At 66.8% G+C, this 12,679-nt stretch carries 10 protein-coding genes; all 10 read left to right on the top strand.

The features are described from left to right. The first annotated feature begins 17 nt into the window (after positions 1-17). The 10 genes from E4634_RS19595 (at position 18) to E4634_RS19640 (ending at position 12,678) form a co-directional block, all read left to right on the top strand. Complete coding sequence (locus tag E4634_RS19595; RefSeq protein WP_135446376.1) at positions 18-1,397, top strand: aromatic ring-hydroxylating oxygenase subunit alpha; 1,380 nt, start codon at positions 18-20, stop codon at positions 1,395-1,397. Positions 1,398-1,471: 74 nt separating this feature from the next. Continuing rightward, entirely contained in the window at positions 1,472-1,972 is a 501-nt protein-coding gene (locus tag E4634_RS19600) for a nuclear transport factor 2 family protein (RefSeq protein WP_135446377.1), read from the top strand. Between the two features lie 133 nt (positions 1,973-2,105). Next, a complete protein-coding gene (locus tag E4634_RS19605; RefSeq protein ID WP_135446378.1) occupies positions 2,106-3,965 on the top strand; it encodes a flavin-containing monooxygenase in 1,860 nt (619 codons plus the stop codon). A 90-nt stretch (positions 3,966-4,055) separates the two neighbouring features. Further along, a complete protein-coding gene (locus tag E4634_RS19610) occupies positions 4,056-5,450 on the top strand; it encodes an aromatic ring-hydroxylating oxygenase subunit alpha (protein ID WP_135446379.1) in 1,395 nt (464 codons plus the stop codon). A gap of 86 nt (positions 5,451-5,536) precedes the next feature. Further along, positions 5,537-7,315: a thiamine pyrophosphate-binding protein gene (locus E4634_RS19615; RefSeq protein ID WP_135446380.1), complete on the top strand. Its 1,779-nt coding sequence runs from the start codon at positions 5,537-5,539 to the stop codon at positions 7,313-7,315. 123 nt (positions 7,316-7,438) lie between these two features. Next, positions 7,439-8,869, top strand: coding sequence for an aldehyde dehydrogenase family protein (locus E4634_RS19620; RefSeq protein WP_135446381.1), 1,431 nt, complete (start codon positions 7,439-7,441; stop codon positions 8,867-8,869). A 137-nt stretch (positions 8,870-9,006) separates the two neighbouring features. Further along, positions 9,007-10,704 carry an FAD-binding protein gene (locus E4634_RS19625; RefSeq protein ID WP_135446382.1) on the top strand — a complete coding sequence of 566 codons (1,698 nt, stop codon included), beginning with the start codon at positions 9,007-9,009 and terminating at the stop codon, positions 10,702-10,704. Between the two features lie 61 nt (positions 10,705-10,765). After that, complete coding sequence (locus E4634_RS19630; RefSeq protein ID WP_135446383.1) at positions 10,766-11,176, top strand: nuclear transport factor 2 family protein; 411 nt, start codon at positions 10,766-10,768, stop codon at positions 11,174-11,176. A gap of 10 nt (positions 11,177-11,186) precedes the next feature. Next, positions 11,187-11,615 (top strand): nuclear transport factor 2 family protein, encoded by a 429-nt coding sequence (locus E4634_RS19635; RefSeq protein ID WP_135446384.1) that lies wholly within the window; start codon positions 11,187-11,189, stop codon positions 11,613-11,615. Positions 11,616-11,814: 199 nt separating this feature from the next. Then, positions 11,815-12,678, top strand: a complete 864-nt coding sequence (locus E4634_RS19640; protein ID WP_135446385.1) for an SDR family oxidoreductase — start codon at positions 11,815-11,817, stop codon at positions 12,676-12,678. Position 12,679 lies beyond the last annotated feature (1 nt).

Below are 12,679 nucleotides of genomic sequence, written 5' to 3' on the forward strand. Positions count from 1 at the left end.
GAGAGAGGGAAACCAGCATGGACAAGCAGGCCAACGTCAGCGTCGAGGAGCTCGCAGAGCCCCTCATCTTCCCGGTCGATGCCTATATCTCGCGCGACTACGCCGAGGCCGAGGCAGACCGCCTTTGGGCGAAGGTGTGGCAGCACGCCGGGCGGATCGAGGATATCCCCGAGGTCGGCGACTACATCACCTACGAGATCGCCAACGACTCGGTGCTCATCGTGCGCACCGCGCCGGATACCATCAAGGCCTTCCACAATGTCTGCCCGCACCGCGGCCGGCGCCTGGTGCGCGTACCGAAAGGCGGCAACGGCGCCCGCGGCAACGCGAAGACCGGCCAGTTCTTCTGCGGTTTCCACGGCTGGGCTTTCGACCTGGAAGGCAACAACACGGAGCTGCTGGACAAGGACGACTGGAAAGGCGCACTGACCGACAGCCGTACCTGCCTGACCCCGGTGCACGTCGATACCTGGGGCGGCTGGCTGTGGATCAACATGGACCCGGACTGCGTCTCCCTGCGCGAATTCCTGGAACCCGCCGCCAGCCTGCTCGAACCCTTCCAGTTCGAGAAGATGCGCTACCGCTTCCGCCAGTGGGTGGTGTTCGACTGCAACTGGAAGGTCGCGCTGGAGGCGTTCATGGAGCCCTACCACGTGGCCGCCACCCACCCGCAGCTGAAGAAGTACGGCGATTTCTACGCCTGGAGCCGCGCCCAGGGCCTGCACGGCAACGACGGCTACGACACCCACAGCCACGCCGAGGAAGACACCGCCGCGGCCACCACCGTGCACCGCACCGGCAAGGGCAACGATGCGCGCAAGATGATGGCGCAGATGCAGAAGGAATTCTGGGACACCGTCGGCGCCAGCACCACCGAGGTGCTGGTGAACGCCGCCGCGCGCCTGGTCGACGAGTTGCCCGAGGGCACGCCGGCGGACAAGGTGCACGAGCACTGGCTGGCCTCGTGCAAAGCGGACTACGCGGCGATGGGCATCGAGTGGCCGGAGATCTCCGACCAGCAGATGGCCGACGCCGGCCTGGCCTGGCACATCTTCCCCAACTTCTCGATGATCCCCGGGCCGACCTTCGCCCTGTACTACCGCACGCGGCCCTACGGCACCGACCCGGACAAGTGCATCTACGAGGCGATCGCCATCGAGCGCTTCCCGGAGGGCGAGGCACCGCACACCGAGTGGACTTTCGCCGAGCCCACCGAGGACAACTGGCGCATGGTCATCGCCCAGGATTTTTCCAACATGGAACTGGTGCAGGAGGGGCTGAAGTCGCGCGGCTTCCGCGGCAACCTGCCCAACCCGCACCAGGAGCGCAAGGTGAGCAATTTCCACCGCAACCTGGCCGAGTACATGGGCACCGGGGCGCCGCAAAAGCTCGACTGAGTACCCGCTCGCGTTGCCCTGCCCTGGCGGGGCAACTACTATTGCCTGACAACGATAACGTCAGGAGTCCCGCAATGTCCGATGTATCCGCCGCCGAAGGCATCCGCCAGCTGCACGCCCGCTTCATCGACGCCGTCTGGCGCCAGGATGCCGAATCCTTCGTCCAGTGCTTCACCGAGGACGGCGAGTGGAAGGTCGGCGGCATGCACCTGAAGGGCCGCGAAAGCATCGGCCCCACCTTCGCCAAGCTGCTCGGCCTCAACGAGCGCGTGCTGATCACCCCCGGCCTGCCGATCCTGGAGATCGACGGCGACAGCGCCATCGGCCGCTGCCAGGGCCAGGAGATCGCCAAGCTGCCCGACGGCAGCTCGGTGATGACCCTCGGCGTGTACTACGACCGCTACACACTGTCCGAAGGCCTGTGGCGTTTCCGCTGGCGGCACTTCGCCCTGCACTACCGCGGGCCGCTGGACCTCTCCGCGCCGATGGTCGAGTCGCCGGAATTCGGCCCCTTCCCGGGCATGCCCGAGTGGGACGAACCGACCCTGACACGCCGTACCGAACCCCTGGACTGAGCCGCAAAATCGCCGCCCGGCAGGGCCCGCCGGGCGCCCGGGCCGTTATAGACAACAGTGTTGATTCTGGTTTACCATCGGCGTCTTTTCCGCAGGGCGCCCCGGCGTCCGATAACTATAAAAGAGGTTGCCCATGAAGTGCTCGCCCACCGACGTTCCCGCCATCGAGGAGATCGACATCCCCGCGATGCAGGCGAAATACCGGGTTGAGCGCGACAAGCGCATTCGCAGCGAGGGCCAGAAACAGTACGAGCGCCCGGTAGACGATTTCGCCGACGAGTACGAGGGCGACCCGCACATGCCGGTGGAGCCGCGCGAAGCGCTGTCCGAGGACATCGACGTGGCGGTGCTCGGCGCCGGGCTGTCAGGACTCATGGCCGGTGTGCACCTGCGCAAGGCCGGGGTCACCAACTTCCGCAACATCGACCACGCCGGCGACTTCGGCGGGGTCTGGTACTGGAACCGCTACCCCGGCATCCAGTGCGACAACGACGCCTACTGCTACCTGCCGATGCTCGAGGAGATGGGCTTCATGCCCAGCCAGAAGTTCGCCGACGGCCCCGAGATCTACGCCTACTGCCAGAGCATCGCCGAGCGCTTCGAGCTGTACGAGAAGGCCCTGTTCCACACCCTGATCAAGACCCTGCGCTGGGACGCGAGCATCCGCCGCTGGCGCATCACCACCGACCGCGGCGACGATATCCGCGCGCGCTTCGTGGTCATGGCCAACGGCCTGCTCAATATCCCGAAACTGCCGGGCATTCCCGGCATCCACGAGTTCAAGGGCAAGATGTTCCACACCGCCCGCTGGGAGTACGACTACACCGGCGGCAGCTGCGAGAACCCGGTGCTGGACAAGCTGGCGGACAAGAACGTGGCTATCGTCGGCACCGGCGCCACCGCCATCCAGGCCATCCCGCATCTGGGCCGTCACTGCAAGCACCTGTACGTGCTGCAGCGCACGCCCTCCTGCGTGGACATCCGCCGCAACCCGCCCACCGACCCGCAATGGCAGGCATCGCTCAAGCCCGGCTGGCAGGAAGAGCGCATCGAGAACTTCCACCACGCCGCCATGGAGGCCTGGCTGGCCCCGGGCGAGCCGGACCTGATCTGCGACTTCTGGACCGAGATCAGCCGCAACATGCAGGCTGAGCTGGAGGCCGAGGGCTGGCCGGAACTCTCCACCGAGGAGTTCATCCGCCGCCGCGAGGAGATGGACTACCGGGTGATGGAGCGCCTGCGCCGCCGCGTGGAATCCCTGGTCGATGACCCGGCCACCGCGGAATCGCTCAAGCCCTACTACCGCTTCCTGTGCAAGCGGCCGCTGTCCAACGAGACCTACCTCGAGACCTTCAACCTGCCCAACGTCACCCTGATCGACGTCGCCGACACCCAGGGCGTGGAGGCGATGACCGAGACCGGCTTCGTGCACAAGGGCGAGGAATACGACCTCGACTGCATGATCTTCGCCAGCGGCTTCGAGGTCACCAGCGACCTCGAGCGGCGCTGGGGCTTCGAGGCCATCGAGGGCCGCGACGGCCGCTCCCTGTACGAGGACTGGGCGCACGGCTACAAGACCCTGCACGGCATGATGGCCCACGGCTTCCCCAACCAGTTCTTCGTCGGCTACTACCAGGGCGGCCTGAACTCCACCACCACCGAACAGTACGGCCGCCAGGGCCACCACATCGCCTGGATCATCAAACACGCGCTGGACAGCGAGCTGGCGGTGGTCGAACCCAGCGCCGAGGCGCAGGCGGCCTGGATCGAACACATGCGCGAAACCGCTGTCGACATTTCCGCGTTCCAGATGGAATGCACGCCCAGCTACTTCAACAACGAGGGCGAGAAGGACGTGGACGAGAACGGCAACGAGCGCATCCGCTGGTATCTCGGCGAGAGCTACGGCCCCGGCTGGCACGCCTTCGAGAAGCTGCTGGCGGACTGGCGCGAGGACGGCGCGCTGGAGGGCATGCTCACCGAGCAGGCCTGACGCCGGCGGCTTTCGCGACTACAGTGTTCCCGACAGCAATAACAACCGCAAGCAACCGTGCCGATGCCCGCAACCGGGCAGGAGGAGAGCATGAATAAGCCCGAGGACATCATCCGCAGCATCAGCATCGACGAAGTCGGCGAGCCGCTCACCTACCCGGTGGAGGCGTTCATCTCGCCGGAATACGCCGCGGCGGAGAAAGAACTGCTGTGGCCCCGGGTGTGGCAGATGGCCGGCCGGGTAGAGGACATTCCCCAGGTCGGCGACTACTTCACCTACAACATCTGCGACGAGTCGATCATCGTCATCCGCACCGCGCCGGACACCATCAAGGCCTACTACAACGTGTGCCCGCACCGCGGTCGCCAGCTGGTCAACACCCCGGACGACTGCAACCAGGTGCGCGGGCGCAAGGCCAATTTCGTCTGCGGCTTCCACGGCTGGACCTTCAACCTGGACGGCGAGAACACCTACATCCTCGACAAGCCCGACTGGCAGGGCGTGCTCGACGACCCCGAGCGCATCTGCCTGTCCAGCCTCAACTGCGACACCTGGGGCGGCTGGGTGTACATCAACATGGACCCGGACTGCGCCCCGCTGGAGGAATTCCTCGGCGACGCCAAGCGCATCCTGGACCATTTCGAATTCGACAAGATGCGCTACAAGTGGCGCCAGTGGTCGGTCTACCCGTGCAACTGGAAGACGGCGATCGAGGCCTTCATGGAGCCCTACCATGTGGCCGGCACCCACTCCCAGCTGCTCAAGTACGGCGAGTACTACGCCTACAGCAAGCCCTACGGCCTGCACGGCGTCAGCGGCTTCGACGAGCGCGATGCGCAGCACAAGAACAGCCAGAGCAGCTCGGTGACCCGGGTCGGCCGCAAGGACCAGGACCCGCGCATCTCCACCTACGAGCTGATCCGCGAGAACTACGAGACGGTCAACTACGCCGCCGCCACCGAGACCCTGGTGAACGCGGCGAAGCGCCTGGTGGACGAGTTGCCCGAGGGCACGCCCGGCAACGAGGTGATCGCGCACCTGATGCAATCCGCCAAGGCGGACGATGCCAAGCGCGGCGTGACCTGGCCGGAGATTCCGCCGGAGATCGCCGCCGAGGCCGGCCTGGCCTGGAGCCTGTTCCCCAACCAGACCATCCTGCAGGGGGCGACCTTCGCCCTGTGCTACCGCACCCGCCCCTACGGCGACGACCCCAACAAGTGCATCTTCGAGTCCTACGCGCTGGAGCGCTTCCCGGAAGGCGAAGAGCCGAAACCGGAGTGGATGAACGCCGAACCCACTGCGGAAAAATGGGGTTCGGTGCTGGCCCAGGACTTCGACAACATGGAGTGGGTACAACGGGGCATGAAGTCCCGCGGTTTCCGCGGCACCCTGCCCAACCCGCACCAGGAGCAGAAGATCACCAACTTCCACCGCGTACTCTCGGAATACATGGGTCGGGGTTTCCCCAGGCTCTTCGACAAGTAGGCGGTAGACGCGACACGCACACCCGGCGCTCGCAGCGCAACACCGGGTCAATTTCCAACAAGACAACCAGGACAAGGTACGCAACTATGTACGCAGACGAGAAAAGCCCTGCCCCCAAGGCACCTTCCGCCGACCGCCGCACGGTCAAGGTCTATGAGCGCATCCTCGAGCTGTTCGAGGCGGAGGGCATCAAGACGGTATTCGGCATTCCCGACCCGAACTTCGTGCACCTGTTCGTGGCCGCCGAGCAGCGCGGCTGGGACATCGTCACACCGCACCACGAACTGGCCACCGGTTTCATGGCCGAGGGCTGGGCGCGCCTGAAGGGCAAGCCGGCACTGGCCATCTGCACCCTGGGCCCGGGCATCGCCCTGGCCTCCGGTTCCATGATGGACGCGCTGGTGGAGAACTGCCCGGTGATCTTCCTCGGCGGACAGCGCGCACGGGTCACCGAGCGCCGCGTGCGCCGCGGCCGCATCCAGTTCATCCAGCAGGAAGACCTGTTCAAGAACTCGGTGAAATGGAGCACCAGCATCGAGTACGCGGACCAGACCGACGAGATCATCCGCCACGCGCTGCGCGTCTCCCAGTCCGGCACCCCCGGCCCGGTCTACATCGAGTACCCCTCGCACGTGATCCAGGCTGATCTCGAAGTGCCGCCCGCCCTGCCGCCGTCCGCCTACCGCCTGTACGAGCCCGGCGCCGACGGCGAGATGGTGGCCAAAGCCGCCGAGCTGATCAAGAACGCCGAGTGCCCGATCATCCTCACCGGCCACGCGGTGCAGTGCTCGCGCGCCGGCGCCAAGGTGAAGGAACTGGCCGAGCTGATGGGCTGCCCGGTGCTGCAGACCTCCGGCGGCAACGCGTTCATCGAGGGCATCGAGGAGCGCACCTTCCCCTACCTGTTCGCCGAGGTCGGCGATGAGATCGTCGCCAAGTCCGACGTGGTGGTGTCCATCGGCACCGAGATCGGCGAGCCGATCCACTACGGCCGCGGCTTCCTGTGGGCCGAGGGCAACACCGACCGCAAGTGGATATCCATCGAGCTGGACGCCGAGGCCATCGGCCAGAACCGTCCCATCGACGTACCGCTGGTGGGCGACCTGCGCACCGTGGTGCCGCAGCTGAGCGCCGCGCTGAAGGACTCCCCGCGCGCCGAGCACCCGGACCTGGCGCGCTGGATTCAGGAAGACAAGGACCGCCTGGCGGCCCTGGCCACGCAGGACTTCACCACCCCCAGCGGCCGCATGCACACCGGCCAGTGGGTGGTCGAGGCGACCAAGGCCATGCCCAAGAACGCCATCCACGCCCGCGACGGCGGCGGCACGGTGATCTTCACCTGGACCTTCCTGCAGTCCAAGCCCCACGACGTGGTCTGGAACCAGAACTTCGGCTGCCTCGGCACCGGCCTGCCCTACGCGGTCGGCGCCTCCATCGCCGACGGCCGCCAGCGCCCGGTGCTGTTCACCACCTCGGATTCCGCCTTCCTCTACCACATCGGCGAACTGGAAGTGGTCGAGCGCTTCAACCTGCCGATGGTCATCGTGGTCGCCGTGGACAACGCCTGGGGCCTCGAGGTCGGCGTGTACAAGCGCACCTTCGGCCACGGCAACACCAACGAGCCGGGCGTGCACTGGAGCAAGAGCGTGCGCTTCGACCAGATCGCCGAGGGCTTCGGCATCCAGGGCAAGTATGTGGAGAAAGCCGAGGACCTCGGCCCGGCCATCACCGAGGCCTTCGCCAGCGGCAAGCCGGCTGTGATCCACGTGCCCATCGACCCGGTGGTCAACCACGGCGGCAACGAGAACCTGGACACCCCGAACTACGACCGCTTCCGCACCTGGTACGCAGAGGGCACGCAGTAAGCGGGGCAGCCTTGCAGCCAACCACCCGCGGGCCGTGCACAGCGGCCCGCGGACAACCCATCAAGGCCTTCCCCGGCAGTGCGCCGCGGAAGGCTTTTGTTCTTTCACAGGAATAAAAAACCCATGCGCGAATACCTGAAATTCTATATCGACGGCCAGTGGGTCGACCCCATCGAGCACACCGTGGGCACGCCCATCAACCCGGCCACCGAGGAACCCTCCGGCAAGATCGCCCTGGGCGGCAAGGCCGACGTGGACCGTGCGGTAAAGGCCGCACGCAAAGCCTTCGCCAGCTGGTCGCAGACCACCCGCGAGGAGCGTATCGCGGTACTGGAGCGCGTGCTCGAGGAGTACAACAAGCGCGGCGCAGACCTCGGCGCCGCGATCACCGAGGAAATGGGCGCGCCCGCGGCGCTGGCCGGCGGCTTCCACATCCAACTCGGCTGGGGCCACCTGACCACCGCCATCGAAGTGCTGAAGACCTTTCCCTTCGAGGAGCAGCACGGCACAACCATGATCGCCAAGGACCCGATCGGCGTGTGCGGCATGATCACGCCCTGGAACTGGCCGATCAACCAGGTTACGGTCAAGGTGTTCCCGGCGCTGGCCACCGGCTGCACCGTGGTGCTCAAGCCCTCCCAGGAGGCGCACTACTCGGCGCAGATCCTGGCCGAGATCTTCGACGCGGCCGGCGTGCCGCCGGGCGTGTTCAACATGATCCAGGGCCGCGGCTCGGTGGTCGGCGAGGCGATCTCCTCCCACCCCGACGTCGATCTGGTATCCATCACCGGCTCCGAATCCGCCGGCATCCAGGTGGCAGTGAACGCGGCCACCAGCGTCAAGCGCGTGTGCCAGGAGCTGGGCGGCAAGAGCGCGCATATCATTCTCGATGACGAGCAACTGGCGGCCAACGTGGCCGGTGGCGTCGCCGGGGTGATGATGAACTCCGGCCAGACCTGCAGCGCGGCCACCCGCATGCTGGTGCCGAAGGCGCGTATGGACGAGGCCATTGCCGCGGCGAAGGAAGCTGCCGAGGGCACTACCGTCGGCGATCCCAACAGCGAGAGCACGGCCATGGGCCCGGTGGTGTCGCGCAGCCAGTTCGACTCCATCCAGGGTTACATCGAGAAGGGCATCGACGAGGGCGCCACCCTGGTCGCCGGCGGTCCCGGGCGCCCGGAGGGCCTGGAAAAAGGCTTCTACGTGAAGCCCACGGTATTCGCCAACGTCAGCAATGGCATGGTCATCGCGCGCGAGGAGATCTTCGGCCCGGTGCTGTGCATCATCGGCTACGACGACCTCGACGACGCGGTGGCCATCGCCAACGACTCGGATTTCGGCCTCGCCGGCAACGTCTCCGGCGTCGACCTCGACACCGCCCGCGATGTCGCCCGCCGACTGCGCACCGGCGCCATCTACATCAACGGCGGCTTCGACTTCCACGCGCCCTTCGGCGGTTTCAAGAAGAGCGGCAACGGTCGCGAGTGGGGCGAGTACGGCTTCCACGAGTACATCGAGATCAAGGCCCTGGTCGGCTACGAGCCCGCCAGCTGATCGCGTTTCCCCTCCCCGGGTCGTTCACGCATTGACTATTGAAACGACTCGGGTGACAATTTTTCCAGCGCGTGCGGGTCCTCGCGGCCCGCACCGCCAAACCGCATAACAATAATCCCGCTGGACAGGAGTCCGCGATGCTGAACAACCCCCCTGCACACTGGGACCTTGAGGTCGACGTCGTCGCCATCGGTTCCGGGATCGGCGGCCTCTCCGCGGCCATCACCGCCCACGACCACGGCGGCAGCGCCCTGGTGCTGGAACGCGCCAGCCAGCTCGGCGGCGTCACGGCGCTGTCCATGGGCGAGGTCTGGGTGGCCGGCAACCACCTGGCCGCGGCACTGGGCATCGAGGATTCCGTCGACAACGGTTTCAACTACCTGCGCACCCTGTCCATGGGCTACGGCGACGAACGCGCCATGCTCAACTTCGTCGTGCACTCCCCGGTAGCGCTGCGCTACTTCGAGGAGAAGATCGGCCTGCGCATGGCGGTGATCGAGGACTGCCCGGACTACTACTACCGCCACAACGCCCACGCGGTGGCCGCCGGGCGCATGCTGGAAGTGCTGCCATTCCCCGGCGAATCGCTGGGCGAATGGCAGTCGCACACGCGGGTCTCGCCGCAGGTGCCCTTCGGCATGACCCACGCGGACATGAGCGCCGGCGGCGGCACCGCCAACATGCTGCGCTGGGACTACGCCGTGATGGGTGACCGGCTGGCCAAGGATGAGCGCTGCCTCGGCCCGGGCCTGGCCGCTGCCTTCGTCAAGGGCGCGCTGGACCGCGGCATCGCCATCCACAGCAGTACCAGCGCCGAAGAGTTGATCGGCGATGGCGAGCGCATCATCGGTGTGCGCGCGGTGCGCGACGGCAAGGACATCTTCATCCGCGCCAACAAGGGCGTGGTGGTCGCGGTGAGCAGCTACGAGCGCAACCCGGACCTGAACAAGACCCTCAGCCAGCAACTGGATATCGGCTCCATGGTGTTCTCCACGGTGGATGGCGCGAATTTCCGCCTGGCCTGCCCGGCGGGGGCGCGCATCGCGCGGGTGCCGGACATCACCTCCATGTGCTTCCACGTGCCCGGCGAGGAGGACGACGAGGGCCAGCCCCTGTGGCGCCCCACCCTGCCGTTCATCGGCCAGCCGCACGTCATCGTGGTCAACGCCGCCGGCAGGCGCTTCGGCAACGAGGCCTTCTACCGGGACTTCTACTACCAGGTGGACCGCATCGACGGCTCCGCCCAGGCCCACCCGAACTTCCCCTGTTGGGCACTACTGGACAGCCAGGCGCGGGAGAAATACCCCTTCGGTTCAGTGATGCCCGGCCAGGACTGGCCCGATGGCCTGGGCGTGGTCGCCGACACGCTGGAGGAACTGGCGCAAAAGACCGGTATCGACGCGGCGGCGCTGTCCACCACCGTGGCGGACTTCAACACCCACGCCGCGCGCGGCGAGGACCCGGTGTTCGGCCGCGGCACCCACCCCTGGAGCGTGTGGATGTGCGGCGACCCCTACCACGAACCCAACGCCAACCTCGGCACCCTGGCCAAACCGCCGTTCTACGCGGTGCAACTGCGGCGCATGGGCGGCTCGGCGATTCCCGCCGCCGGCCTGCTGGCGGATCAGCACTGCCGCGCGGTGGGCTGGGATGAAAAACCCATCGAGGGCCTGTACGTGGCCGGCAACTCCATGGCGCGCATGGAAACCGGCGCGGTGATGCAAAGCGGCATCTCCAACGCCCGCGGCATGACCCACGGCTACCTCGCCGCCCGCCACGCCCTGGGCCAGCCCAGCGAGTTGCTGGACGCCGAGGCACGGCGTCTGGCGGGCTGAACACCGGACAATAACAAGCGCGCGGCGCACGACCGCCGCGGCAAGCGAGAGGCACACGCAGATGAGCGACAACAACACGCAGGTAGTACTGGATTTCATCGACGCCATGGGCCGCGGCGACCCGGAGCGGGCGGCGGACCTGATCACCGAGGACGCCTACACCCTGGCCAAGGGCTTCGGCAACTTCGCCGGCGTGCGCGAGCGCGAGACCATCCTGGCGACCATCGGCGCCTTCCGCCAGCTGATGCCCGCGGGCATGCAGCCCGAGATCAAGAGCACCATCGCCCAGGGCGACAAGGTGGTGGTGGAATTCGTCGGCAACGGCACCCTGGTCAACGGCGACGACTACAGCAACGAGTACTGCATGGTCTTCACCCTGCGCGACGGCCGCATCTGCCAGGTCAACGAATACTTCTGCACCATCCTCGCGGACCGCGTGCTGTGGCCGCTGGTACAGCAGGCCGGTGTGTAAGGGGGCGGTCATGACCGACGAGGAACTCAGGGCCCGCGAAGCCATCCGCCACACCATGTCGGTGTACTCGATCGCCGGCGACGAATTCGACGCCGACACCTTCCTCGGCTGCTTCACCGCGGATGCGGTGCTCGCCTTCACCGACTTCCCCGGCATGGGCAACCTGCGCATGGAGGGCCGCGAGGCGATCGGCGAATTCATCGGCGGCTGGTTCAGCGCGGTGACCAGCGGTGCGGCGCCGCTGCCCGGTGGCTTCATGCGCCACCACATCACCACCTGCCGCATCGACCTCGAGGACGCGGACCACGCTCGGGCGCACAGCTACTGCATCGAGTTCAACCGCAACGGCGCCGAGCACTGCGGCACCTACAGCGACCACTTCCGCCGCGAGGACGGGCGCTGGCTGATCGCCAGTCGCACCTGGACGCCGGATAACTGAGGCGCACGCCTCACCCGTCCACACCTGCGCCGCGGCCTGCCCGCTCCGGGCGCGCCCAGCTCCAATACACCGCACCGCGCTATACCCTGCCGCGGCCGGGTTACCAGTCGTGGGCGGGGCGCCCAGCTTTACTATTGAAACACCTTGGGTGACAATAATTGGCTTCCCCAACAACTAATACTAAACACACGGGAGCAGCATGACGGACATCAGTGGAAGAACCGCCGTGGTCACCGGCGGCGGCAGCGGCATCGGCCGCGGGCTGGCCGAGGCGCTGGCTGCCGAGGGCGCCGCAGTAGCGGTAGCCGACATTATCCTGGAGAACGCGCAGGCGGTGGCCGAGGCGATCAACGCCGCCGGCGGCAGGGCGATGGCGGTGCACTGCGATGTCTGCGAGCGCGATTCCGTATTCGCCATGAAGGCCGCGATCAACGCGGAACTGGGACCCGTGTCCCTGTTGTTCGCCAACGCCGGTGCCACCTCTTTCGAGCGCATCACCGACATGGAAGTGAACGACGTCGACTGGATCATCCAGGTCAACCTGATGGGCGTGACCAACTGCCTGCTGGCGTTCTACCCGGACATGGTCGCCGCCCGCGACGGGCACATCTTCGCCACCGCCTCCACCGCCGGCCTGATGCCCACCTTCGTGCCCTACCACGCGCCCTATTCCGCGGCCAAGCTGGGGATTATCGGCATGCTGCTGAACCTCAGCGTCGAGGCCGCCGAGTTCGGTATCGGCAGCACCGTGCTGTGCCCCGGCGGTGTGCAGAGCGGCATGAAGGACAACAACGCCCGCTACCGGCCGGAGCGCTTCGGCGGGCCCGGCGAGGGCGGCGTGCGCGTACCGAAAGAATTCGTCGCCCACGACGACCTGGTGTTCCGCCCGCCGGAGGAGGTCGCCGAACTGTGCCTGCAGGCGGTGCGCAACAACCGCCTGATGGTGATCACCGACGGCCGCATGCGCAAGACCTTCGACGACAGCTACTACCAGATCGTCCAGCAGGCCTTCGACGACGTCGACCGCTTCGATCGCGCCCTGGCCGAGCGGGCGGCGGGCTAGT

Source organism: Mangrovimicrobium sediminis (assembly GCF_004745945.1).
Taxonomy (GTDB): domain Bacteria; phylum Pseudomonadota; class Gammaproteobacteria; order Pseudomonadales; family Halieaceae; genus Mangrovimicrobium; species Mangrovimicrobium sediminis.